This window comes from Thiohalocapsa sp. (assembly GCF_022340605.1).
In the GTDB taxonomy this organism is placed as follows: Bacteria; Pseudomonadota; Gammaproteobacteria; order Chromatiales; family Chromatiaceae; genus Thiohalocapsa.
In genome coordinates this window covers 66,280-87,055 of the sequence record NZ_JAJDNQ010000064.1, presented here as the reverse complement: position 1 = coordinate 87,055, position 20,776 = coordinate 66,280, and the positions used below count along the sequence as shown (strand labels likewise).

The window sequence follows — 20,776 nt, the reverse complement described above, 5'->3', positions numbered from 1 at the left end:
GCTTCGACAGGCGAAGCAGACGCAGAACAAACCACGGGAGCTGAGCATGAGCGCGAAGAAATACGACGCCGGTGTCAAAGAATACCGGGACATGTACTGGACGCCGGACTACGTCCCGCTGGACACCGACCTGCTGGCCTGCTTCAAGTGCACCGGCCAGCCGGGCGTGCCGCGTGAAGAGGTCGCCGCCGCCGTGGCCGCCGAGTCCTCCACCGGCACCTGGTCCACGGTCTGGTCGGAGCTGCTGACCGACCTGGAGTACTACAAGGGCCGCGCCTACCGCATCGAAGACGTGCCCGGCGACAGCGAGTCGTTCTACGCCTTCGTCGCCTACCCCATCGACCTGTTCGAGGAAGGCTCCGTCGTCAACGTGCTGACCTCGCTGGTGGGCAACGTGTTCGGCTTCAAGGCGCTGCGGCACCTGCGCCTGGAAGACATCCGCTTCCCCATCGCCTACATCAAGACCTGCGGTGGCCCGCCGGCCGGCATCTCGCTGGAGCGCGACCGCCTGAACAAGTACGGCCGCCCCATGCTGGGCGCCACCATCAAGCCGAAGCTGGGCCTGTCCGCGAAGAACTACGGCCGCGCCGTCTACGAGTGCCTGCGCGGCGGCCTGGACATGACCAAGGACGACGAGAACGTGAACTCCCAGCCCTTCATGCGCTGGCGCGACCGCTTCGAGTTCGTCGGCGAGGCCATCCAGAAGGCGCAGGCCGAGACCGGCGAGCGTAAGGGGCACTACCTGAATGTCACCGCCGCGACGCCTGAAGATATGTACAAGCGCGCCGAGTTCGCCAAAGAGGTCGGCTCGCCCATCATCATGCACGACTTCCTGACCGGTGGCTTCACCGCCAACACCGGCCTGGCCAACTGGTGCCGTGAGAACGGCATGCTGCTGCACATCCACCGCGCCATGCATGCGGTCATCGACCGCCATCCCAAGCACGGCATCCACTTCCGCGTGCTGGCCAAGTGCCTGCGCCTGTCCGGTGGCGACCACCTGCACACCGGCACCGTCGTCGGCAAGCTCGAGGGCGACCGTCAGTCCACCCTGGGCTTCGTCGACCAGCTGCGCGAGTCCTACGTGCCCGAGGACCGCTCCCGCGGTGTCTTCTTCGACCAGGACTGGGGCTCCATGCCCGGCGTCATGGCCGTCGCCTCCGGCGGTATCCACGTCTGGCACATGCCGGCCCTGGTAACCATCTTCGGCGACGACTCCATGCTCCAGTTCGGCGGCGGCACCCAGGGCCACCCCTGGGGCAACGCCGCGGGTGCGGCCGCCAACCGCGTCGCCCTGGAGGCATCGGTCAAGGCCCGCAACGAGGGCCGCGAGATCGAGAAGGAGGCCCGCGACATCCTCACCGAGGCCGCCCGGCACAGCCCCGAGCTGGCCATCGCCATGGAGACCTGGAAGGAGATCAAGTTCGAGTTCGACACCGTCGACAAGCTCGACGTCAAGTAACAGAGGGCCAAGGGCCAAGGGCCGGGCGGCGACCGGCGGTCCTCGCGCGAGCCTCGGCCCTGAACGCTGGACACAGATGACGGCCTTGCGGCCGGCGGTCACGCCCAACGAATCGACCAACTTCGAACAAACCTTCTATACAGGAGCACCGAACCATGCTGCAGAACACCATGGGTGACTATCAGACCAAGCGGACGCTCGAGACCTTCGGTTTCCTTCCGCCCATGAGCCAGGACGAGATCTACACCCAGATCGCCTACATCCTGGCGCAGGGCTGGACGCCCGCCATCGAGCACGTCCACCCCAGCCAGGCCATGGACGACTACTGGACCATGTGGAAGCTGCCCTTCTTCGGCGCGCAGGATCTGGGCGACGTGGTTGCGGAGCTGGAGGCCTGCCACCGCACCTACCCGGACCACCACGTGCGGCTCACCGGCTACGACAACTACACCCAGAGCCAGGGCTCCTGCTTCGTGGTCTTCCAGGGCCGGGGCTGAGCGCCCGCCCGGACATGGGTAGTCGGTCCGGGCTCGCCACGCGGTGAGCTCGGGCTGACCAGCCGAGGCCGCTGCCGCGCCGCCTGCCGCCCGCAGACAGATGCCGATCGGATGCTTCTCCGTCTTCACCCATCTGGCGGGCGCCGGCGGCGGCACCGCCGGGCGGCTCAGCTACCCGGAGCTGCCGCCCACCGCCCGCGTCGGTGATGGCAGTGACGACGACGGCCCAGATCCGGGCCCGGCCTCGATGATGGCTCCGACCTCGGCCCCGGCTCCACGAATCCGTCCACGAACATCGCCAACGACCCCATCGCGGTCCGAGACAACAGGCACCCGGAAGACTGACATGGCAAGCAAAGCGAACCTGAAATCGAGCGGCCGTGAGGCGGCCCTGGCCCGCCGTAAGGCCATGTCGAGCAAAGGCAAGCAGGGCATGCGCACCAGCGCGCCGGAGCGCACCCGCGAAGCCCCGCGCACGGCGCCCGCCGCAATCGCTCCGGCGCCTGCCGCACCCACCCGCGCGCCGGCGCCGGCCGCGCAGGCAGCGGCGCCGTTGTCCGCGCCTCAACTGAGTGCCCAGACCAGGGCCCAGTCGAGCACCTGGTCGAATCCAAGCCTGAATGCCAGCGCTGCGCCACGCGCGCGCATCGGCAGTGCCCCCCAATCGCCGAGCGCCACGAGCCGTGCGCTCGCGCGTCAGCGCCGCGCCGCGCTGGCGCAGGACGGCCGCCGCGCACAGCGCGGCAGCGACCGCGTGCGCACCGCGGAGGATGGCCTGAAGGGCGGCGCCGCCCAGTCCGCTCCGGACACGCGCAGAAAAGAAGGATGCACCTGCGGCTGCAACGGCGAGCGCAAGGAGGCGTCCCAACCCGCTTCCAGCCAGCCTGCAACTCAGTCCGCCGTGGACCTGAGCCGGTTCGCCCACCAGCCCGGCGCGCCGGCGAAGCTGAGCGGCTTTGGCAACGGCAACGGCAAGTACGGCGCCCTGCGCAACAAGCGCGCCGACGCCGCGCTCGGGGCCAAGCCCCCGGCCCGCATGCAAGTGTTGGCCCGCCGTGCCGCCATGTCGAGCCGCGGCAAGGGCGCGGCCGCCGGTGCCCAGTCGACGGCGAGCCTCGCACGTCAGGCAAACCCGAAGCTGACCGCCCGCGAGCTGGCGCAAAAGGTTCGTGACCAGCGCAGCACCAACGGCGGCGCCGGCGAGCGCAAGTCTGCGCCGACCGGCCGCGTGCATCCGAACAAGCGCAAGGCCCTGCAGGGAGCGAGCCAGGGCGCCACGGATCAGCCGTGGAAGGTCGCCGTCAGCGAGACGGCCATGGGCCAGCTGGTGACGGGCACCAAGGTCGGACGCAGCGCCAGGACCACCGGCGACGAGCCGAGCACTTGCCGCACCGTCACCGGCACCGAGTACATGGGCGCCGACATCTTCCGCGAGTTCTGCCAGAGCGAGCCCGCGGCCGGTGTGGCGAAGGTGCGCGTCAGCGCCACCGGCCACGGCCAGCAGATCACCGGCAACGAGGTGGGCCGCTCTGCCAAGGTCACCGGCGACGAGCCCGGCACCTGCAAGAACGTCACCGGCACCGAGTATCTGTCGCCGGGCCAGTACGAGCGCTTCTGCAACACGAAGCCGGAACCCCGGCCGCGCAAGACCGGCATGGCCCAAACCTTCGGCGGCAAGCCCGTGTCCGGCAACATGGTGGGCCGCTCCGCCAAGGTGACCGGCGACGAGCTGGGCGCCGAGATCAAACCCACCGGCACCCAGTACACCGCCCCATCGGACATCGGCACCGAGATCGCGCCGCCCAAGGTCGGCCAGTCCAGGACCCTGTCCGGGGGCAGCGTCTCCGGCACCCGCGTGGGCCGCTCCGCGAAGGTTACCGGCGACGAGTCTGGCAGCTGCCGCATCATCACCGGCGACGAGTACGTGGACCTCGCCCAATACCAGGCGTGTAACGTCGAGGCCAGGCCGGAGCCGCCGAAGGTGGGCCGTTCCGCCACCAACAAGGGCCAGCTCGTCTCCGGCACCCAGACCGGCCGCTCCGCCAGGGTCACCGGCGACGAGCCCGGCACGTGCAAGGCCATCACCGGCACCCCCTATGCCGGCCTCGAGCAGGCGGCCGACTATTGCAAGCCGAAGCAGCAGGAAGCCATCAGGCAGCGCACCCGGCCACTGGCCATGACGCCGGGGCCGGCCATGACCGGCATCCAGCCCGGCATCAGCTCGCCCAAGGCCGGCGGGCGCAGCTTCGGCGGCGGCGTCACCGGCGCCGGCAAGGGCGCCTGCGAACCGCTCACCGGCACGCCCTACGTGGGCAAGGACCAATACGCCGAGGCCTGCGGCGGCAACGGTGCGCAACCCGGCGATGGCGACTTCCCGCGCGCCATCGACGGCGGCGATGCGCCCGCCAACGCCGCCTGGCAGAGCTTCAGCGTGAGCTCGCCGGCACAGCAGGCGTTTGCCGCGAAGCAGCGCAGCAGCGCCGTCACCGGCACCGTTTACGAGTCGGACCGCAACATCACCGGCCCCTTCGGCATGGCCAGCGGCAAGGTCACCGGCACCGAGCAGGCGCGCTTCGACTTCGGCCAGCCGCGTGCGGAGCTGACGCGGATGGAGCCCCCCAGGATGGAGCCAATGGGCCAGGCTGACGGTGACGCGGAGGCGGCCGGCGAAGTCGTGCCAGCAGACACGGCCTCGGCACGGTCGCGGATCACCGGCGAGGGCCAGAGCTCGGGCCTCAAGATCACCGGCGACGACTGGGATCGCGGCGAGCGCATCACCGGAACCGAGGGCACATCCGCCCGGCGGCGCAACCCGACCCGGCCCGGCCCCATGAGCGCCATGCCGTCGATGGAGCGCAAGCGCAACGACGATGGCCCCGTGCCCACGAGCCGTGTCACCGGTGCCGCGGGCAGCACCGACCGCGGTGCGCTCGTGACCTACTCCGGCGGCGCGCGGGGCTGAGACGACGTAGCCAAACCCCGATGCGGCTGCGAATCGGCCGGCCGTCGTAGGCCGGGCCGACGCCGGACGCCCGACGCGCAGGCCTAAGCAGAAACGCGAGCAATCCAAACAACCCAAGCAGCGAAACCATGCCACGCCGACCCATCCAATCGCCGCGCCGCCGCGGGCTGCCGTCCCAGGTGGACGCGCCCGCGCCGGGCGCAGCGCCGGCGGCCAGCACCCGCCCGCGGGCAGAGGCTGCGCAGGCCGCGCCGCGCTCTGCTGCGGACGCACGCCCGCGCGGCACCGCGCAGCGCGCGCTGGCCGCGAGTGCGACGCGTGCGGATCGCACTGCCGCGGAGGCGCGGGCGGAGCGCGCCAAGGCAAGGCGGTCGGCGGGCGGTCCGGGGAGCCCGTTCCCGTCCAAGCCCCAGCCCCTGTCTAAGCCCAAGCCCCAGCCGGCGGCGCGGACCAGCCGAGCAGCTTCACCGGCCGCGTGGGCGGCGCCATCGTCGCTGCCGATGTCGGGTCGCGCTTACACCTCGGCAGCGGCGCCGGCGCCGAAGCCCGCTCCGGCCATCGGTCGCTCCGCGCTGCATCCGCTCACCGATGCCGCGGCCAACGAGCGCCTGCACGCCTACGAGTCCGCGGTGAAGGGTGCCTTCGACGCCATCGTGCCGGTGCTGCAACGCATCGCCACCGAGCGCTGCGAGCCGGACTTCATCGACCGCGCCCAGGCCATCGCCCGCAACGAGCTGGGCTTCGAGCTGCCGGCACACATCCTGGACGCCACCTGGATCACCGGGCTCGACATGCGCCGGCTGTTCGCGGCCTGCGTGTTCGAGACCTACAAGCGCTTCAGCGACGACTTCTACGCCAGCGACCCGCTGCGGGGCCGCGACGGCGCCGAGCTCCAGGCATTCCTGCAGCGCTGTGGCTTCCACCTGATGGACGTCACGCCCTGCGCCGACGGGCGCCTGGCGCATGCCATCAGCTACGTGCTGCGGCTGCCCTATGGCGCGGTGCGGCGCAAGTCGTACGCCGGCTCGCTGTTCGACATCGAGAACACGGTCGAGAAGTGGGTCGAGACCGAGCTGTTGCGGTTCCGCGAGGGGGTGCCGAACACCGCCGATGCGCCGACGCGGTATCTCAAAGTGGTGCTGTACCACTTCAGCAGCGTCGACCCGGCGCACCAGGGCTGCGCCGCCCACGGCTCCGACGACGCCGCCGCCGCCCGCGAGGGCTGGGAGCGCCTGAAGGCGTTCCGCCAGGCGGTCGAGAACGGTTTCTGCTGCGGCGCCTCGGTGGACCTGCTGCTGGTCGGCATGGACACCGACACCGACGCCATCCGCGTGCATGTGCCGGACGCCGAGGGCTACTGCGACCTCGACCACTGGCTCGACGCCGCCAAGGTCTACGAGATCACCCGCCGCCTCGGTGCCGCCGAGGCGCGCACCCGCATCCTGGAGCTGGTGCGCGCGCATGCGCCGGGCAAGGCGGCTGGTCCGCGCGCGAGCCAGCCCGCGCTGGCCGGCGGTGCCTGGGCCGGCATGACCGAGCTCGTCGCCTGGCTCATCGAGCAGAACATCTCGCAGATCGACTACGTGCGCCAGTACCACGATGGCCACTATGCCGACATCGGCCACGCCGAGCGCTTCATCGGTGCCGGCATCGGCTTCGAGGAGATCCAGCTCCGCAATCTCACCTACTTCGCGTACCTGAGCACCGTCGAGGAAGGCGCCGCGGACCTGGACGTCGGCATCAAGATCTTCACCGGGCTCAACGTCTCGCGGCAGTTGCCGGTGCCCATGGTGGTGCGCTTCGACTACCACGGCCGGGTGCCGGGCGCCCGCGAGCGCGCGGTGGCCCACTGCGAGCGGGTCGCGGCGGCGCTCAGGGCGCGCTACCCGAAGCTCTGCGCCGACGGCCTGCTGCACTGCCTGCGCGCGGTGCGCGACTGCGACGCGCAGGCGCCCATCGAGATCGTCGGCTCATCGCTGGCGCCAGCCGCCGCGGCGGCGCATTGAGGTGCGACGGGGGAATCACGAGCAATGAAGATCTGCCGCGTCGTCAAGCCACTGGTGTCCACGTACCGGATACCGGAGTTCGAGCACAAGCACCTGCAGGTGGTGCAGGACGGCAGCAGCCAACTGGTGGCGGTGGACGCCATCGGCTGCAAGCCGGACGACTGGGTCATCTGCGTCGGCAGCTCCGCGGCGCGCGAGGCCGCCGGCAGCAAGGCGTACCCGAGCGATCTCACCATCGTCGGGATCATCGACGACTGGAATCCGGAGCAGGCGGGCTGAGCGATGGAGATCAACCAGGTGGTCGGTCCGCTCTACTGCACCCATCGCATCCCGGGGCTCGAGCACTGCGCGCTGCGCGTGCTGAAGGACCGCAAGGGCAAGCTGCTGGTGGCCACGGACCCGGTGGGCACGCGCCCCGGCAACTGGGTATTCACGGTGAGCGGCTCCGCCGGGCGCTATGCGATGGGCAACCCGGACATCCTGACCGATCTCACCATCGGCGGAATCATCGACGACTGGGCGCCGGAGACCATCGCGCAGCCGGCCCCGGCGACGACAAGCAACGGCGGTCCCGGCGAGCAGCCGGCGCCGCAGTCATCAGATCGCGCACAGGCGGCGTAACACCGCGGCGCATTTCGAGGATCACGACATGGCCGAGCAGCGGCTTGGTATTGCACTCGGGATGATCGAGACGCGCGGGCTGGTGCCCGCCGTCGAGGCGGCGGACGCCATGACCAAGGCGGCGGAAGTGACGCTCACCGCCCGCGAATTCGTCGGCGGCGGCTACGTCACCGTCATGGTGCGCGGCGAGACCGGCGCCGTGAACGCCGCGGTGCGCGCCGGCGCGGACGCCTGCGAGCGGGTCGGCGACGGCCTGGTGGCCGCGCACATCATCGCCCGCCCGCACCCGGAGCTGGCACCGCTGCTGGAGCAGGCCGGTGACGCCTTCGCACCCGGCCGGCCCGGGCGCTGAGCGCAAGAGATTCATCCCGGCCGCCCGCGGCGTCCGGCATCACGCTAGGCAGATTCTTGAGCTGACACAGACGGAGACACGCAAATGGCGAGCGAGACCATGGGCATTGCCCTCGGAATGATCGAGACCCGCGGCCTGGTGCCGGCCATCGAGGCGGCGGACGCGATGACCAAGGCGGCCGAGGTGCGCCTGATCGGTCGCGAGTTCGTCGGCGGCGGCTACGTGACCGTGCTCGTGCGCGGCGAGACCGGTGCCGTCAACGCCGCGGTGCGTGCCGGCGCGGACGCCTGCGAGCGCGTCGGCGACGGCCTGGTGGCGGCGCACATCATCGCCCGCCCGCACCGCGAGGTGGAGCCGGTCCTGCCGAAGGGCGGAGAGTGATCCACCCGCCGCGGAACCGTAGCGGTTCAGCGGGCGCAGAGCACACACAAACACGCGAACCGGGCCGCTGACGCCCGGCGCACAAACCCAACGGAGACGAGACAATGGCAAACGAGACCATGGGCATCGCCCTCGGCATGATCGAAACCCGCGGCCTGGTGCCGGCGATCGAGGCGGCGGACGCCATGACCAAGGCCGCCGAAGTGCGCCTGATCGGCCGCGAGTTCGTCGGCGGCGGCTACGTGACCGTCCTGGTGCGCGGCGAGACCGGCGCCGTCAACGCCGCCGTGCGCGCCGGCGCCGACGCCTGCGAGCGCGTCGGCGACGGCCTGGTGGCCGCGCACATCATCGCCCGCCCGCACCGCGAGGTGGAGCCCGTGCTGCCCAAGGGCGAGAAAGCGCCCGACTGAAATCAGGGGCTAGGGGCGAGGGGCGAGGGGCTAGTGCTTCGCAGCGGAAATCCCGAAACCGGGCTCCCTCGTGGTCGTGGTCGTGGTCGAATATCCGGACGGTTGAGATCACAACAACGACAACGAGCGAGCCGTAGGTCGCGTTAGCGATAGCGTAACCCGACATTCAACCAGCCATCCCGTGCCCCACCCAGCCCCCAGCAGCAAACCCCAATCAACTCATTCTCATGCGTTCCGCCAGCATCCATCCCCGCACCCTCGGCTACCTCGGCCGGGCACTGAGCCTGGAGTACTCTGCCGTGCAGCAGTACATGACCCAGGCCGGCCTGGCCGACGCCTGGGGGCTCAAGGACGCTGCCGATCGCTTCCGCCACGAGGTGGTCGAGGAGCTCCAGCACGCCGAGCGCATCGTCAAGCGCATGCTGGGCCTGGGCGTGGCGCCCAACGCCTCGCAGCTCCGGCCCGCGGGCGTCGCGCGCAACCTGGTGGACCTGCTCTTGCAGGACCAGGCGCTGGAGACCGAGATCGTCGCCCTCTACCACGAGGCAACGGAGTTCTGCCGCCGCATCGGCGACGCCGACAGCGCCAGCTTCTTCGAGGGGCTGCTGCGCGAAGAACAGCACCACGCCGGGGAGATCGACGCATGGCTCCGGTCGCTCGGCGCACTACCCGACGGAGGCCGCGATGACCGCGCCTACTTCTGATCACGGCGAAGGTCCGGCGCCGGCGGCTGGCCCGCCGACACCACCCCACGGCTGGCGCCGGCGCCAGCGCCCGTTGCGCCTGGAGCGACGGCTCGAGTTCGCCGACTACGATGCGCTGCGGGACTTCCTGGACCAGGTGGCCGACCTCTCCGAGGAGACCGGCATCTACCCGAACCAGAGCTTCGGCCGCACCTATGTCAATCTCACGCTGTTCGCAGAAGACGGCAGCAACGAGATCAGCGCCGCGGCGGAAGCCTTCGCCGAGCGCGTGGACGGTTTTGTGACAGGCTGATCGAAGCCAGCCCATCGAACCCAGAGGATCACGCCCATGAGCGAAGAAACGGCCACCCCGCCGGCGTCCACCACCAGCACCCCCACCCGCCGCGCCACCGCCAGCCGCCGCCGCGCCACCCCTAAGCCCACCGCCACCGGCCCGGCCCTGCCGCCCGAGCGCGACGACGCCTATCAAGCCGCCCCGCGCATCTGGCCCGACTGAACAAATGAGGGGCTAAGGGCTAGGGGCTAGCTGCTAGGGCGCCGCAGGCCTAGCAGCCCTTGCCGCAGCAGCCCTTGTGACAGCAGCCCCTTGTGGGAGCGGCACTCTCGGTGCCGCGACCGGCGCCAAGGCAGCACACCACACCCTGAGCATCCGCCAAGCGCCTGGCAGTCGCGCCGGCCGCCATCGCCTCACAAAACGCGGTGGCGCTTCCACGATGTCCGCTCGGCGGCGCGTGGGGTGCGCGGGCTTGCAATGCAGCGGGCGCGCGGATCACTTGTCCCGGCAGCTATAGCCCGGTTCGCCGGGGTTGGGCTCCCGGTGGGGGTTGCATTCGCAGGTCGTGTGAAGATCGCACATGCAATTGCACTCGGTGGGATTCGTGTCATAGTCGCAGACACAGACCTCGTCACAGGCGCAGAAGTCTGTGCATCCAGCCATGGAGTAGCCATCACGGTTGGGGGTTACCGATCTGAGCAGGATGGTCGCTTCGGTCATGCTTGCACTCCCTCGGTCGTGCTTGTGGAGATGCCGATGATCGGCGTTGCCTTGCCGGCATCGTCCCGGCTTCGGGCCTGCCCGGTAACCGGGCGGTTTGCGAATTGGTCAAGCGCCGATTGAGCGGCGCTTGTCGTGCCGGGCAGGCTCGCCCCGCCATTCCCAGCGGCCTACGCCGCCGACAATGCACAACCCGGGCAACCGCGTTTTCCGGTCCCGTCCGGTCTTGGCGGGGGCGGCCAGTAACCGGCGCCGTCTCAGCCCGCCATCTCGACCACCGAGGTGTCCTGCCAATCACTGTCGGCAATTCCCTCGATGAATCTCGTGGTACCCGCCTTGATCGCGCCGCAGGCATCGGGGTCGACACCGTCGTGGTAACCAAAGCCGGCGCGGCTGATCTTGTAGGGGCACCAGCCAGCGCACGAATACTCGAACGGGCACCGCGCGCAGGCGTCGATTGCCTGCACGTCGCGGGCCGAGATCCGGGCTCGCTTCTCGGCGTCCATCACCGGCGCAGTGCCCGCGGCGTCGATGCGGCCGAACAGGTACGGCGCCTCCTGCGCGTTGCCGGGGTCCAATACCTCGTAACAGGGGCTCAGATCGCCGGCGGGTGTCACCAGGCAATTGCCGGTGGTCATGCCGCAGAACCGGGGTGAGAACTTGCCCCAAGCCAAGAAGGTGGACTTGATGCGCACGCCGCGGGGCCACCAGGCCAGTGCCTGCTCGGCGCAGGCCAGCGCGAAGTCGGTGCGCTCCGGGGCCATACGGGCATCGGCGCGGCCGTCGACTGCGCAGGGCTCCAGGCTCAGGGCCTTGAGCCCGAGGTCGGAGAAATAGGCGATGATCCGCTCCAGGCTCGGCAGCGACTCCGCCGTGACGGTCGTGCGGATACTGACGGGCAGCCCTTCACGCTTGGCCCAGGCCAGGTTTTCGGCGAGGCGGTGCGCGTATGCGCGCGCGTTGGCGGCGGGGCGCTGGCGCTCCTGGATATCGGACGGGCCGTCCCAGCTCAGCGTGAGCGCGCTGCGGTAGCGTGCCAGGACGTGCCGGGCGGCCTCGCCGAAGGCACCGTGGTGGTCACGCTAAACAGCGGCTCGATGCCCCGGCGCGCCGCCTCGTCGGCGAAGGCGGACATCGCGCATTCCAGCTCGCGGACGGCCAGTGTCGGCTCGCCCCCGCCGTGGAAGACGAGCGCCGCGCGCTTGCCGCCGCCGAAGCGGCTGCGCCAGAAATAATCGAGCGCGGCGTCGATCATCGGCCGCGACATGACCCGGGCGTGCTCGCCGGCCTCCGCGTAGCAGTAGCGGCAGCGCAGGTTGCAGCCCGAGGTCAGCATGAGGGTGATGTGATCCTGCCGGGGGGTCTCCTGGAAGGCATCCCGCAGGCGCGCATGGCCGCGCTCGTCCACCAGCACGGCGGATTGCTGGAGCGCGGCGAGGAGCGTGTCCGGATCCTTGGTAAGCGCCGCAAAGGCTCGCTCCCACCCCGCGCGCGACGTCGGCGGCGAGCGCCGCCGCCAATCCGGCATGCAGCTTGCCGGCAGACGGCAGGTGCGGCAGGAAGTAGTAGGCCATGTCTCCGACCTGCGACACGAAGCGCAGGCTCGGGCTCAGCCTCAGGGTCTCGTCGGTTGACATCGGCGTTGCTGCAATTCGTCTGCTGAGCGGGGCTCGCTTGCTCGGACCGGCCCCCTTCGCGCGGCGACTGGCGGCCAATGCGGCCCGCGCCGGCGGAGTACCGCTGCCGGGCTCGGGCGGGAAGCGAATGCCGCCCCGGCGACCGACCCTCGCGCCAGGCTTGCCCAGCGCGATCTGTCCAGACGCACCCGTCAAAATATTTACCCGATTGCAGATCAGGTTACTGCGGATTTTGTGACGGGCGTACCCCGGGGGCGGCATTCGCACCGCGGCCCTGCCGGGTGGGGGTGTTTCTCGATCGAACGGCCCGTGCCCAAGCCGATGTTTCTGCCGCTACCGGCGATCCCGGTCGTGGCGCCCGCGCGCGAAGCTCCCGCCTGAGCACCGAGATTGCCGCCGCGCCGATGCGTGGCGCCGTCGCGAGCTTAGGGGGGATAAGCGCAGAGCCCGTGAAAGTACTCGGCGTAGGTCGGGTAAGCGATAGCGTAACCCGACAATCAATGGCTTATCTGCGCCCATCGTCGGGTTACGCTGCGCTAACCCCATCGACGATCCTCCTGCCCTGGCCGGCCGGTTGCCTTCCCGCAGAGGCGGTATCGCTGGTCTGCGCCTGGTTTCCATGCCCCGGGCGGGTGGCGCCGCGAGGAGCCGCGAGCCCTCAAGCTTGAACCGGCCGCCGCTTGCGCGATCTGAGATGTATGGTGTCGGCATCTGATGCCAGAGGCGAATCCCATGCGAACCGTGATCGATCTGCCGGATGAACAAATCCAACCCCTGAAGGACCTGGCAACCGCCCTCAACGTGTCTCGCGCCGAGTTGATCCGGCGGGCGGTGGCAGACTACCTCCGCCGGTTCGAGCCACCGACCGACGACACCGCGTTCGGTATCTGGAAGCAGCACGGTGAAGACGGACTGGCCTACCAGGAGCGCATGCGCTCGGAATGGGACCGGTGAAGGCGCTGCTGGACACCAACATCCTGATCGACTATCTCAACGGCGTGATCGCGGCTCGAGACGAGATTGGCCGCTACCAGCGCCCCCTGATCAGCCTGATTACCTGGATGGAAGTCCTCGCGGGTACGCCGCAGGGGCAGGCACAGCCGGTCCGCGCTTTCCTACGGCGCTTCGAGTGCGTCGGCATCGACGCCGACATCGCCGAGCGAGCCCGCTCCACCATTTGTTTGCGGTGCTTGCCGCGTTGGTCACATTGTTGCGCCCGGGTTTGTCGGAGCCATCGGGGTGGCCGCGGTTTACCGTAAGTTGCGGCGCTATTGCACGGAGGCCGCGGATGGCCTGATCCTGCCGGACGGCCGAAACGGGCTTACGCAGGTTGGCCATCTGGCGCTGACGCCGGCGGCATTGCTCGCCGTGGAGACGAAGAACTCCGGTGGGCTGGTCCTCGGCCAGGCGGGCGACCGCACGTGGAACCAATGCATCGGTCGGCAGCGCCACAAGCTGCAAAATCCGCTGCGACAGAACCATGGCCACATCAAGGCGGTGCAGGCGCTGGTGCCGGGGGTGCCGGTGTCGGGGGTGGTGGCGCTTACCAATCGCGGGCGATTTCCGACGGGGCAACCTGTGGGGCTCGTTGTCCTGTCGGAATTGCACCGTGTCGTCGGTCAGGGGGTAGGCGCTGGCGTTCCGCAGACGTACCGTCACGCCTGGGAGGCGGTCGTCGGACAGTCGACAACGAGCAGGCAAACAGCAACGGGAAACTTGACCTTGCTGTAACGCCGCTTCCTGCCGCTCTTGCCCGATCAGGTGGGCATTCTGGATGGCCGCTGCGGCTTCGGCCGCGACGCCCGGGCTTCGTCGGGTCCAGCAGCCTGATCCGCACCGCGCTGACGGACGGCCTGGTTCACAGTCTCTGAACTGCTCCAAGCATGCCGGTAGTGGGCGCGCACGGCTGCCCTGTTTATGGTGCGATGAGGAGGATGTAGTTGACTGCGGCTAACGGGGACTTGGGCCTTCGCATGCTGCCGCGCCGGCGGTCGTGGCACCGAGAGTGCCGCGCTCCCACACGGGCAGCCGCCGGAGTGGGGCGAGAGTGAGCTGGTAGGTCTTCGTTGTGCATGTCGGGCACGAACTTTCTGGAATCACTGGTACGGACCGCGCCAAACGGCTATGCTGCCGCGTTTAGCGCTGATTAACGGTGAAACTCAGCGGCAGCTCCGACGCCGCGGCCGGTCCGCAATCCGGACCCCGATGCGGGCCCCGTTCCGGGCCCTGTTCCGGGCCCTGTTCCGGACCAGGCCGCACTCGTCGCCGACCCGTCTCGGGATGTCGGTGACGGCCCTGCCGGTGGCGGCCGCAGCACCAGCATGTCCCCTTCCAACGACGGGCGTCATACCTTCCCTGGCGGCGCCGATTACCTGATCCGCCACGCCACGCTGCGCCAGCTGCAACTGCTGGAGGCCATCGTGCGGCTCGGCAGCTTCACCCGCGCCGCGGAGGAGCTGTTCCTGACCCAGCCGACGGTGTCGATGCAGATCAAGAAGCTGTCGGAGACCCTGGGCACGCCGCTGTTCCGCCACGTGGGCCGCACCGTGGAGCCCACCGACGCGGGATTCGAGGTCTATGCCGCCTGCCGCGAGATACTGGGCACGCTGACGGATCTCGACGTCAAGCTCTCGGACCTGAAGGGCCTCAAGCGCGGCCGGCTGCGGCTCGGCGTAGTCACCACGGCCAAGTACGTGGCGCCGGAGATCCTCGGCGCCTTCTGCAAGAAGTACCCGGGCATCGAGGTGTCGCTGCGCGTTACCAACCGCGAGCACATCCTGGAGCGACTGATGTCGCACGACGACGACCTCTACGTTTCCGGCCAGCCGCGGGAAGAAAGCGATCAGATCGAGGCCACGCCCTTCGCGCCGAATCCGCTGGTGGTGGTGGCCCGCGTGGACCACCCGCTGGCGGCGGAGCGGAACATCCCGATGGCCCGCCTCGCCGATGAGAACCTGATCCTGCGCGAGCCGGGCTCCGGCATCCGTGACGCCGTGGTGAAGCTGTTCAATGAGGCCGGGCTGGAGCCGCGGGTGCGCATGCAGCTCGGCAGCAACGAGGCCATCAAGCACGCGATCGTTGGTGGCCTGGGCATCTCGGTGCTGTCGCTGCACTCGCTGCGGCTGGAGAGCGTCGGCGGCGGATTGGCGCTGCTGGACGTGGAGGGCTTCCCGATCATGCGCCGCTGGCACCTGGTGCACTGGCGCGGTCGCGAGCTGTCGCTGGTGGCACGCACGTTCCGCGACTTCGCCGTCGACTACGAGCCGGAGATCGAGCTGCGGCTTGCGAAGGCCGAGGCCGCCTTCGAGCAGACCCGCGAGCAACTGCGCCAGCGTGAGGCCGCGAGCGCATGACGGCCACCGACGACCGCTATCCGTATCCCGTCGCGCAGCTCGGCATCATCGGCGGCGGCCAGCTTGGGCGCATGCTGGTGGCCGCCGCCAAGCGCATCGGCTGCACCTGCACCGTGCTGGACCCCTATCCCAACAGCCCCGCCGGCCAGCTCTCCGGCCAACAGATCGTCGGCACCTATCACGATCCGGCAGCGCTGCGCGAGCTGGTCTCCGACTGCGATGTCACCACCTTCGACATCGAGGACATCGACACCGACGCGCTGGCGGTGCTCTCCGCCGAGGGCCACCGCATCTTTCCCTGCCCCGGCCTGCTCGCCGACATCCAGGACAAGCTGCGCCAGAAGGAGGTCCTGCTGGACGCCGGCATCCCGAGCGCCGAGTTTGCGCCGGCGGACGCGCCGGACCCGGAGGCGTTCGCCCGATTCGGCTATCCGCTGGTGCAGAAGGCCCGCCGCGGCGGCTACGATGGCCGCGGCGTGCAGGTGATGCAGTCGGCCGCCGACTTCGACAAGCACCTGCCGGTGCCGTCGCTGGTGGAGCGCTTCATCCCGGCACGGCTGGAGCTGGCCGTGATGGTGGCCCGCGGGCAGGACGGCGCCACGGTCGCCTATCCGCCGGTGGAGATGTGCATGCGCGCCGGCGAGAACATCCTGGACATCCTGCTGGCGCCGGCGCGCATCGACACCGCCACCGCCGAGGCTGCCCGGCAACTGGCGGTGGAGACGGTGGAGGTGCTGGCCGGTATTGGCATCTTCGGCATCGAGATGTTCCTGACCGAGGCCGGCGAGCTGTTGGTGAACGAGGTCGCCCCGCGCACCCACAACTCCGGCCACTACACCATCGAAGCCTGCGTCACGGACCAGTTCGAGCAGCACCTGCGCGCCATCGCCGGGCTGCCGCTGGGCGTGACGGACCTGCTGCGCCCGGCGGCCATGCTGAACCTGCTGGGCGAGCCCGGCTTCCGCGGCCGACCCGTGATCCGCGGCCTGCGCGCGGCGCTGGCCATCCCGGGCGTTTCGGTGCACCTCTACGGCAAGGCCGAGACCCGGGCGCACCGCAAGATGGGGCACGTGACCGTGCTGGACGCAGACATCGAGCAGGCGCGCGCCAAGGCCGAGCAGGTGCGCGACCTGATCCGCATCGAGGGGGAGGAGACGGTTTGAGCGAGAGTCAATCCACGCCGGCGGCGCACGCCCTGGTGGGCATCATCATGGGCAGCGACTCGGATCTGCCGGTGATGCAGGGCGCGGCGGATGCCCTGACGGAGCTGGGCGTGCCCCACGAGATGACCATCGTGTCGGCGCATCGCACGCCCAAGCGCCTGTACGACTATGCCGGCTCCGCCGCCGCGCGGGGGCTCAAGGTCATCATCGCCGGCGCCGGCGGCGCCGCCCACCTGCCCGGCATGGCCGCCGCCATCTCGCCGCTGCCGGTCATCGGCGTGCCGGTGAAGAGCAAGGCCCTGTCCGGCCAGGACTCGCTATTGTCCATCGTGCAGATGCCGCCCGGCGTGCCCGTGGCCACCGTCGCCATCGACGGCGCCCGCAACGCCGGCCTGCTGGCGGCGCAGATCCTCGGCGTCGCCGACGACGCCCTGCTCGCCCGCGTCGAGCGCTTCAAGCAGGACCTGGAGGCCCAGGTGCTCGCCAAGGTGGAGCGCATGGCCGCCGGTGAGCTCACCGCCGCGTCCGTCACCGCCGCCCGCGCCAAAGCCTAGCGAGCGTCGAGCGTAGGGCCTCGCGCCGATCCGGCGGCATCAACCCCATAAACTCACCGGATTGCCCAGGTTTGCATTCTCTCGCCGAAGGCATAAGCTGAGTGCGCGCCCGCATAACGCCAGACTATAACGAACAGAGCGAAAGCCACCCAAGGCAACCGGAGGCGTGAGAACCATGTACGACCACGACGATCGCGAGGTGCTCGAGTCCTATCAGCCCGGCAGCCGCGTGCACGCGCTGATCGACAACCCCTGTGACGAGGGGGTCGACGAGGGCTGATGCCGCGGCGATGACGCGGTAACCGAGAACCGCCGCAGCCGATTGTTCGGCGGCTCTTTGCCTGATCGGCAAGTTGGGCCGCGCCGGGAGACCGGCGCGGCTCTTTTTCGTGGCGAGAGACGTGCCGCGGAGCGCGTCAGGCCGCGGCGGAGCTGGCCGGCGCGACGATGGCCCGGACCCAGGTCTCCATGGCGTTGTTGGCCAGCGGCATCGGCGCTTCCAGGAAGCTGATGACGAAGCGGTCGCCCATGTCCGCGACGCCGATGGAGCGCGGGCGCACCGCCATGACGTGCGGGTTCGGCAGGTGGGTGCCGAAGCAGAAGATGATGTGCTTCGCGGCCATGATGTCGGCGGCGATCTCGCCTTCCGGCAGCGCCTGGGTGTGCGCGAGATGGTCGAACTCGCCGATCATGCGCGCCACCGTATGGCCCTCCACGCAGTCGCGCAGGTGCCCGATGATGGCATCCACGTCCGCGAAGCGGCTCTCGGCCTTGCACACCTCCAGGGTGTAAACGGGGTACTTCTCTTGCAGCAGGGTCTGTTTCATCTGCGGCCTTGTCGATCCGGTGAAAGTTCACCGAAATTCTAGGGATCTGCGCCGTACTGGCATTGAAGATTCGCAAAGGGTCAGAGTCGCCGCGGCGCGAGCGGCGCCCTGCCGCGGGCCATGGGCGCAGAGGCGGCACCGAGCCCGATGGCTCCCTAGAGTGGAGGGACGCAGAGATCGGGCAAGAATTTGCCGTAGATCGGGCTGAGCAACGAAGCCCGACGGGGTGCGCGCCGTCACCGCCTGATCGTCGGGCCTCCTGCGTCGGCCCGACCTACAGCGGCGCTCAGGATCGTAGGTCGGATTAGCGCAGCGTAACCCGACGATGGGCGCCAACAAGGGCGCGAGTAAGCCGTTGATTGTCGGGTTACGCCATCGCTTACTTGACCTCCACCCAATACGCGAAATATCCGGCACGGGGGCGCTGGTCTACGCGGCGGTTGTGCCTGAGAGCACCGGGTTGTGACGCACCCCTGGGATCGCTCCGGCGGATCTGGCACAGTGAAGGCTGAATCGCGCGCATGCGCCCCCCCGACCCGAACACCGCCCATGTCCTGGAAAACCCGCCACCGCTCCTTTTACTACCAGGGCGCCCCGGAGCCCGAGGACCTGGTGCTGCCGCCCGCGGAGACCGCGCTTCTGTGCATCGACGTGCAGAACTACGGCATGGAATTGCACGACGACCCGGCCGAGCGCGCCCGCTGGGCACCCTTCCATGCGCGCATGCGCGGCACCGTCATCCCGACCCTGCGCAAGCTTCAGGACAGCTTCCGCGCCAAGGGCATCGATGTCATGCATGCCCGCATCGCCTGCCTGCTGGAGGACGGCCGCGACCGCTCCCTGAGCCAGAAGATGCCCGGCTGGAACAACCTGCTCATGCCGCTCACCAGCGACGCGTCGCAGATCGTGCCGGAACTGGCGCCAAAGCCGGGCGAGATCGTCGTCACCAAGACCACCGACAGCGCGCTCACCGGCACCAATCTGCGGCTCGTGCTCGGCAACATGGGCATTCGCAACGTGGTCGTCGCCGGCATCTACACCGATCAGTGCGTCAGTTCGACGGTGCGGAGCTTGGCCGATGAGAGCTTCAACGTGGTGCTGGTCGAGGACTGCTGCGCCGGCGGCACCGACGAGCTACACCTGCAGGAGCTTGCGATCATCAACATGATCTATTGCCACGTGGTCACCAGCGATGAGCTGCGGGCGATCATGGGGCTCGACTGACGGAGGCAACACCATGCGTAACCGAAGCCGCACATCTGCCGCTGGCTTCCAGGCACCGACCGGCCACCGCCGCCTGCGCGTGCTGCTGCTCGTGCTCCTGTTCGCCGGCCTCGGCGGGTCCGCCATCTGGGCGGGCGACGCCGCCGCCGACGACCTGACCCGTTTCGAGCTCGACGACGGCAGCGTCATCGTCGGCGAGGCGCTCGGGCTCGCCGGCGGCGTCTATCGCATCCGCACCCAGACCCTGGGCGATATCGACATCGAGGCCTCCCGCATCCGCCGCATGGAGCGGGCGAGCAACGCCGTCCTGGGCCCCGAGACCTTCGGTGCCGCCGGCGACAACGCGGCGCCGGAGGGCTATGCCAGCCAGATCCAGGCGCTACAGCAGCGCATGGTGGGCGACAGCAGCATCATGGAGTCCATCGTCGCCCTGCAACAGGACCCGGAAATCCAGCGCGCCATCCACGACCCGGAGCTCATCGGCCTCATCACCTCCGGCAACGTTGAGGCGCTGCGCAACAATGAGGCCTTCGGCCGGCTGATGGAGCAGCCCGGCATCCGCGCCATCATCGAGCAGCTCATGAGTCCCGACGGCGGTCTGCGCTGACCAGCATCTACCTCGGCCTCGACCGGCCGCCGCGCTTCGAGGATGCGACCAGCGAGCAGCGCCTGCTCGACCTCCGCCAGGGTCGACGCGTTGCTCTACCGCTCCTGGTCTGCGAGGCAGGCCAAATCATGCCCGTGCTAACCTGCGGGCAACGCCACCGAACCGAGCACAGGCATGGAACTGAAGCAACTCGACCGCATCACCTTCGACCCGGCCATCATGGGCGGCAAGCCCTGCATCCGCGGCATGCGCGTCACCGTGGGCATGATCGTCGGGATGCTGGCGACGGGACACGACAAGGCGGGCTTGCTCGAACTGTATCCGTACCTGGAGCCCGCCGATATTGATCAGGCCCTGAGTTACGCGGCCTGGCGTGCGGAAGAGGTCAAGGCCCATATCGACGCCGCATGAACCTGCTGGACATGAATCTGTCACCGGCATGGAAGCCGCTGCTGGAAGGTCATGGCTGGCACACGCAGCACTGGTGCGAGGCCGGGGCGGCCAACGCATCGGACGCGGAGATCATGGCCTGGGCGAAAGCGCAAGGGTACTGTGTCGTCACGAACGACCTCGACTTCAGCGCCATCCTGGCAGCAACACGCGCTTCCGGACCGAGCGTGATCCAGATCAGGGGGCAGGATCTTTCCCCCGCGACCCTGGGCACGACCTTGCTGTCCGTGCTGGACGCCGCGCGCGCGACTCTGCAACGCGGCGCGATTCTGATCCTGGATGTCCGCACTTCCCGCATCCGAACGCTGCCGATTTGATCGTGTAGGTGCTCCGGCGCCGTGGTCGCGCGCTGTGGACGGCGAGGCGCGGAGCGCCGGAGAGATCCTGCGCGCCGGCCCCTGATGGGGATCTGGACGGGTGCTGACGGGGCCTGATGGGAGCCTGACTGATTGCGGCTCCGGGCCTGATGCAGCGCCAAGCATTGCGCCGCACTGGCCCGCGCGCCACCCGCGCGGCCCCCCTGGGAGCGCCGGCTGCCAGCCGGCTCGCCGCGTGCCCGGCTCGATGCCGGG

General features: G+C 69.4%; 25 protein-coding genes. 22 read left to right on the top strand and 3 right to left on the bottom strand.

Annotated elements, in window-relative coordinates:
- The first annotated feature begins 46 nt into the window (after positions 1–46).
- The 12 genes from LJE69_RS08445 to LJE69_RS08390 all read left to right on the top strand — a co-directional run bounded on the left by LJE69_RS08445 (position 47) and on the right by LJE69_RS08390 (position 9,891).
- The gene (locus LJE69_RS08445; RefSeq protein ID WP_296923866.1) at positions 47–1,462 is read left to right on the top strand and encodes a form I ribulose bisphosphate carboxylase large subunit; all 1,416 of its coding nucleotides are present in this window, start codon (positions 47–49) and stop codon (positions 1,460–1,462) included.
- A 155-nt stretch (positions 1,463–1,617) separates the two neighbouring features.
- Complete coding sequence (locus tag LJE69_RS08440; RefSeq protein ID WP_296923858.1) at positions 1,618–1,959, top strand: ribulose bisphosphate carboxylase small subunit; 342 nt, start codon at positions 1,618–1,620, stop codon at positions 1,957–1,959.
- Between the two features lie 346 nt (positions 1,960–2,305).
- Positions 2,306–4,921, top strand: a complete 2,616-nt coding sequence (locus tag LJE69_RS08435) for a CsoS2 family carboxysome shell protein (RefSeq protein WP_296923856.1) — start codon at positions 2,306–2,308, stop codon at positions 4,919–4,921.
- Positions 4,922–5,421: 500 nt separating this feature from the next.
- On the top strand, positions 5,422–6,927 hold the full coding sequence (locus tag LJE69_RS08430; RefSeq protein WP_296923854.1) for a carboxysome shell carbonic anhydrase: 1,506 nt from the start codon (positions 5,422–5,424) through the stop codon (positions 6,925–6,927).
- A gap of 24 nt (positions 6,928–6,951) precedes the next feature.
- Entirely contained in the window at positions 6,952–7,206 is a 255-nt protein-coding gene (locus tag LJE69_RS08425; RefSeq protein ID WP_296923852.1) for a carboxysome peptide A, read from the top strand.
- Between the two features lie 3 nt (positions 7,207–7,209).
- Entirely contained in the window at positions 7,210–7,548 is a 339-nt protein-coding gene (locus LJE69_RS08420) for a carboxysome peptide B (protein WP_296923850.1), read from the top strand.
- A 28-nt stretch (positions 7,549–7,576) separates the two neighbouring features.
- Complete coding sequence (locus LJE69_RS08415; RefSeq protein WP_296923847.1) at positions 7,577–7,900, top strand: BMC domain-containing protein; 324 nt, start codon at positions 7,577–7,579, stop codon at positions 7,898–7,900.
- A gap of 84 nt (positions 7,901–7,984) precedes the next feature.
- Positions 7,985–8,281 carry a BMC domain-containing protein gene (locus LJE69_RS08410; RefSeq protein ID WP_296923845.1) on the top strand — a complete coding sequence of 99 codons (297 nt, stop codon included), beginning with the start codon at positions 7,985–7,987 and terminating at the stop codon, positions 8,279–8,281.
- Positions 8,282–8,385: 104 nt separating this feature from the next.
- Positions 8,386–8,691, top strand: a complete 306-nt coding sequence (locus tag LJE69_RS08405; RefSeq protein WP_296923843.1) for a BMC domain-containing protein — start codon at positions 8,386–8,388, stop codon at positions 8,689–8,691.
- Between the two features lie 227 nt (positions 8,692–8,918).
- Entirely contained in the window at positions 8,919–9,395 is a 477-nt protein-coding gene (locus LJE69_RS08400) for a ferritin-like domain-containing protein (RefSeq protein WP_296923841.1), read from the top strand.
- Positions 9,376–9,687, top strand: a complete 312-nt coding sequence (locus tag LJE69_RS08395) for a 4a-hydroxytetrahydrobiopterin dehydratase (RefSeq protein ID WP_296923840.1) — start codon at positions 9,376–9,378, stop codon at positions 9,685–9,687. The genes LJE69_RS08400 and LJE69_RS08395 overlap by 20 nt, the downstream gene beginning before the upstream one ends.
- Before the next feature lie 36 nt (positions 9,688–9,723).
- Positions 9,724–9,891, top strand: coding sequence for a hypothetical protein (locus tag LJE69_RS08390; protein ID WP_296923837.1), 168 nt, complete (start codon positions 9,724–9,726; stop codon positions 9,889–9,891).
- Positions 9,892–10,646: 755 nt separating this feature from the next.
- Here the strand turns inward: LJE69_RS08390 and LJE69_RS08385 are convergent.
- Together LJE69_RS08385 and LJE69_RS08380 are read right to left on the bottom strand one after the other, a co-directional pair.
- On the bottom strand, positions 10,647–11,153 hold the full coding sequence (locus LJE69_RS08385) for an SPASM domain-containing protein (RefSeq protein WP_296923835.1): 507 nt from the start codon (positions 11,151–11,153) through the stop codon (positions 10,647–10,649).
- Positions 11,154–11,398: 245 nt separating this feature from the next.
- Entirely contained in the window at positions 11,399–11,803 is a 405-nt protein-coding gene (locus tag LJE69_RS08380; RefSeq protein WP_296923833.1) for a hypothetical protein, read from the bottom strand.
- Between the two features lie 955 nt (positions 11,804–12,758).
- On the opposite strand from LJE69_RS08380, the gene LJE69_RS08375 reads away from it, so the two are divergent.
- The 6 genes from LJE69_RS08375 to purE all read left to right on the top strand — a co-directional run bounded on the left by LJE69_RS08375 (position 12,759) and on the right by purE (position 17,096).
- Positions 12,759–12,980, top strand: a complete 222-nt coding sequence (locus LJE69_RS08375) for a CopG family transcriptional regulator (protein ID WP_296923831.1) — start codon at positions 12,759–12,761, stop codon at positions 12,978–12,980.
- Positions 12,968–13,285 (top strand): hypothetical protein, encoded by a 318-nt coding sequence (locus tag LJE69_RS08370; RefSeq protein WP_296923829.1) that lies wholly within the window; start codon positions 12,968–12,970, stop codon positions 13,283–13,285. The genes LJE69_RS08375 and LJE69_RS08370 overlap by 13 nt, the downstream gene beginning before the upstream one ends.
- On the top strand, positions 13,266–13,757 hold the full coding sequence (locus tag LJE69_RS08365) for a nuclease-related domain-containing protein (protein ID WP_296923827.1): 492 nt from the start codon (positions 13,266–13,268) through the stop codon (positions 13,755–13,757). The genes LJE69_RS08370 and LJE69_RS08365 overlap by 20 nt, the downstream gene beginning before the upstream one ends.
- A 590-nt stretch (positions 13,758–14,347) precedes the next feature.
- Positions 14,348–15,379 carry a LysR family transcriptional regulator gene (locus LJE69_RS08360; protein ID WP_296923825.1) on the top strand — a complete coding sequence of 344 codons (1,032 nt, stop codon included), beginning with the start codon at positions 14,348–14,350 and terminating at the stop codon, positions 15,377–15,379.
- Positions 15,376–16,542: a 5-(carboxyamino)imidazole ribonucleotide synthase gene (locus LJE69_RS08355; RefSeq protein ID WP_296923823.1), complete on the top strand. Its 1,167-nt coding sequence runs from the start codon at positions 15,376–15,378 to the stop codon at positions 16,540–16,542. The genes LJE69_RS08360 and LJE69_RS08355 overlap by 4 nt, the downstream gene beginning before the upstream one ends.
- Before the next feature lie 47 nt (positions 16,543–16,589).
- Positions 16,590–17,096: a 5-(carboxyamino)imidazole ribonucleotide mutase gene (gene purE, locus LJE69_RS08350; RefSeq protein WP_296923864.1), complete on the top strand. Its 507-nt coding sequence runs from the start codon at positions 16,590–16,592 to the stop codon at positions 17,094–17,096.
- A gap of 416 nt (positions 17,097–17,512) precedes the next feature.
- On the opposite strand, the gene LJE69_RS08345 is transcribed toward purE, so the two are convergent.
- Entirely contained in the window at positions 17,513–17,923 is a 411-nt protein-coding gene (locus tag LJE69_RS08345; RefSeq protein ID WP_296923821.1) for a DUF6858 family protein, read from the bottom strand.
- Positions 17,924–18,472: 549 nt separating this feature from the next.
- Here LJE69_RS08345 and LJE69_RS08340 point away from each other — a divergent pair.
- The 4 genes from LJE69_RS08340 (at position 18,473) to LJE69_RS08325 (ending at position 20,521) form a co-directional block, all read left to right on the top strand.
- Positions 18,473–19,147 carry a cysteine hydrolase family protein gene (locus tag LJE69_RS08340; protein ID WP_296923819.1) on the top strand — a complete coding sequence of 225 codons (675 nt, stop codon included), beginning with the start codon at positions 18,473–18,475 and terminating at the stop codon, positions 19,145–19,147.
- Positions 19,148–19,160: 13 nt separating this feature from the next.
- On the top strand, positions 19,161–19,754 hold the full coding sequence (locus LJE69_RS08335) for a hypothetical protein (protein WP_296923817.1): 594 nt from the start codon (positions 19,161–19,163) through the stop codon (positions 19,752–19,754).
- A gap of 174 nt (positions 19,755–19,928) precedes the next feature.
- Complete coding sequence (locus tag LJE69_RS08330) at positions 19,929–20,165, top strand: DUF433 domain-containing protein (RefSeq protein ID WP_296923815.1); 237 nt, start codon at positions 19,929–19,931, stop codon at positions 20,163–20,165.
- On the top strand, positions 20,162–20,521 hold the full coding sequence (locus LJE69_RS08325) for a DUF5615 family PIN-like protein (RefSeq protein WP_296923813.1): 360 nt from the start codon (positions 20,162–20,164) through the stop codon (positions 20,519–20,521). The genes LJE69_RS08330 and LJE69_RS08325 overlap by 4 nt, the downstream gene beginning before the upstream one ends.
- Positions 20,522–20,776 lie beyond the last annotated feature (255 nt).

What these genes read in the sequence shown, in the direction of transcription:
- LJE69_RS08360 (WP_296923825.1), top strand. Translation starts at nt 14,348, where the DNA reads ATGTCCCCTTCCAACGACGGGCGTCATACCTTCCCTGGCGGCGCCGAT.
- purE (WP_296923864.1), top strand. Translation starts at nt 16,590, where the DNA reads ATGGGCAGCGACTCGGATCTGCCGGTGATGCAGGGCGCGGCGGATGCC.
- LJE69_RS08335 (WP_296923817.1), top strand. Translation starts at nt 19,161, where the DNA reads ATGCGTAACCGAAGCCGCACATCTGCCGCTGGCTTCCAGGCACCGACC.
- LJE69_RS08370 (WP_296923829.1), top strand. Translation starts at nt 12,968, where the DNA reads ATGGGACCGGTGAAGGCGCTGCTGGACACCAACATCCTGATCGACTAT.
- LJE69_RS08425 (WP_296923852.1), top strand. Translation starts at nt 6,952, where the DNA reads ATGAAGATCTGCCGCGTCGTCAAGCCACTGGTGTCCACGTACCGGATA.
- LJE69_RS08430 (WP_296923854.1), top strand. Translation starts at nt 5,422, where the DNA reads ATGTCGGGTCGCGCTTACACCTCGGCAGCGGCGCCGGCGCCGAAGCCC.
- LJE69_RS08415 (WP_296923847.1), top strand. Translation starts at nt 7,577, where the DNA reads ATGGCCGAGCAGCGGCTTGGTATTGCACTCGGGATGATCGAGACGCGC.
- LJE69_RS08440 (WP_296923858.1), top strand. Translation starts at nt 1,618, where the DNA reads ATGCTGCAGAACACCATGGGTGACTATCAGACCAAGCGGACGCTCGAG.
- LJE69_RS08355 (WP_296923823.1), top strand. Translation starts at nt 15,376, where the DNA reads ATGACGGCCACCGACGACCGCTATCCGTATCCCGTCGCGCAGCTCGGC.
- LJE69_RS08410 (WP_296923845.1), top strand. Translation starts at nt 7,985, where the DNA reads ATGGCGAGCGAGACCATGGGCATTGCCCTCGGAATGATCGAGACCCGC.
- LJE69_RS08390 (WP_296923837.1), top strand. Translation starts at nt 9,724, where the DNA reads ATGAGCGAAGAAACGGCCACCCCGCCGGCGTCCACCACCAGCACCCCC.
- LJE69_RS08400 (WP_296923841.1), top strand. Translation starts at nt 8,919, where the DNA reads ATGCGTTCCGCCAGCATCCATCCCCGCACCCTCGGCTACCTCGGCCGG.
- LJE69_RS08340 (WP_296923819.1), top strand. Translation starts at nt 18,473, where the DNA reads ATGTCCTGGAAAACCCGCCACCGCTCCTTTTACTACCAGGGCGCCCCG.
- LJE69_RS08345 (WP_296923821.1), bottom strand. Translation starts at nt 17,923, where the DNA reads ATGAAACAGACCCTGCTGCAAGAGAAGTACCCCGTTTACACCCTGGAG.
- LJE69_RS08420 (WP_296923850.1), top strand. Translation starts at nt 7,210, where the DNA reads ATGGAGATCAACCAGGTGGTCGGTCCGCTCTACTGCACCCATCGCATC.
- LJE69_RS08435 (WP_296923856.1), top strand. Translation starts at nt 2,306, where the DNA reads ATGGCAAGCAAAGCGAACCTGAAATCGAGCGGCCGTGAGGCGGCCCTG.
- LJE69_RS08325 (WP_296923813.1), top strand. Translation starts at nt 20,162, where the DNA reads ATGAACCTGCTGGACATGAATCTGTCACCGGCATGGAAGCCGCTGCTG.
- LJE69_RS08395 (WP_296923840.1), top strand. Translation starts at nt 9,376, where the DNA reads ATGACCGCGCCTACTTCTGATCACGGCGAAGGTCCGGCGCCGGCGGCT.
- LJE69_RS08445 (WP_296923866.1), top strand. Translation starts at nt 47, where the DNA reads ATGAGCGCGAAGAAATACGACGCCGGTGTCAAAGAATACCGGGACATG.
- LJE69_RS08385 (WP_296923835.1), bottom strand. Translation starts at nt 11,153, where the DNA reads ATGGCCCCGGAGCGCACCGACTTCGCGCTGGCCTGCGCCGAGCAGGCA.
- LJE69_RS08405 (WP_296923843.1), top strand. Translation starts at nt 8,386, where the DNA reads ATGGCAAACGAGACCATGGGCATCGCCCTCGGCATGATCGAAACCCGC.
- LJE69_RS08375 (WP_296923831.1), top strand. Translation starts at nt 12,759, where the DNA reads ATGCGAACCGTGATCGATCTGCCGGATGAACAAATCCAACCCCTGAAG.
- LJE69_RS08330 (WP_296923815.1), top strand. Translation starts at nt 19,929, where the DNA reads ATGGAACTGAAGCAACTCGACCGCATCACCTTCGACCCGGCCATCATG.